This window comes from Thalassotalea ganghwensis (genome assembly GCF_053485795.1).
In genome coordinates, this window is record NZ_JBQRUM010000056.1 from 1 (window position 1) to 1098 (window position 1098).

Annotated in this window: 2 protein-coding genes; one reads left to right on the top strand and one right to left on the bottom strand. The window is 37.2% G+C overall.

The window, feature by feature from the left end; genetic code table 11:
• The coding region (locus ACSLUH_RS19420; RefSeq protein WP_448570072.1) for a transposase at positions 1 to 275 on the top strand (275 nt) is incomplete at its 5' end.
• A 6-nt stretch (positions 276 to 281) separates the two neighbouring features.
• Here ACSLUH_RS19420 and ACSLUH_RS19425 read toward each other — a convergent pair.
• A complete protein-coding gene (locus ACSLUH_RS19425) occupies positions 282 to 878 on the bottom strand; it encodes a hypothetical protein (RefSeq protein WP_448570073.1) in 597 nt (198 codons plus the stop codon).
• Positions 879 to 1098 lie beyond the last annotated feature (220 nt).

Genomic DNA, 1098 nt, shown 5'->3' on the forward strand with positions numbered 1-1098 from the left:
CTGCATTAGTTGGTGTTGCACCAATTAACCGTGAAAGTGGCCGCTATAAAGGACAAAGAAAAATTCAAGGTGGCAGACACCAGGTGCGAACGGTTTTATATATGGCAATGATGTCAGCAATACAATCAAATCCTGTTTTCAAATCGCAGTATGACAAGTTACTAGCCGCAGGAAAGCCAAAAAAAGTTGCGCTAATTGCCTGTGTCAGAAAGATGATTGTGAACTTAAATTCAATGCTCAGAGATGGTGTGATGTGGGAAGCGCCAAAGGCTTGAAATTAGCTATTGACGCCATAGTCTCTTGTTAGCAATTAGATACTCCCAAGTACACGCATTACGACAAAAATCATACCCTTGATCCCGTTTTCTTAATAGAGATTTGTAATCTCTATTTTCTATTTCGACTTTCAATATAGTTTGATCGTTTTCAGTAAACGTTAACCTTACATTTAGGTCATCCATTAGGTTAACTTCTGGAAATGGTCTCTCAAAGTAGCCGCCATTTCCGGTATATTTATTAGAAGTTTCAAATCTCAACGATACGTTTCCTGCATATACTAAAAATGTTGAACGCCCTCTACGACTACTAATATATTCATGATTTTTAATGACGCCTGAAAGAATCTCCACCTTTTCTGTCTGCAACATGTTTCTAATCAAGAACGTATTTACGATTGATGCAACGACAATCGAAATAGCTACTAAGATACCTATTACTCCAAAAAACATCGCCGAATCATCTACCTCTAGACCTGCCTTTTTTTTGTTCCATTGATAGACGAACATAAAAGCGGGCAAAACTAAAAACACCAATCCAAAAATTAAGGAATGATTAATAAATGAATAATTTGTAGATTCATAAATGGTGGTGTAATTCATAATATTGCTAACGCCGCAATATGGGGCGTATAAATGCTTGGCTATAATTAGCGAAGAATGAGCGCCAGCCAAGCTTTAGACGTCCCATTTATAATTGCCTTGATACTTATTGAACCTTCTCCCCGAAGTTTAGCCATTGGCTAAACTTCAAGGCGACCAAACCCAAAAGGAGAAAGCTCAATGAAATTCTATACTAAACTACACAATTTTTATTGTGGAA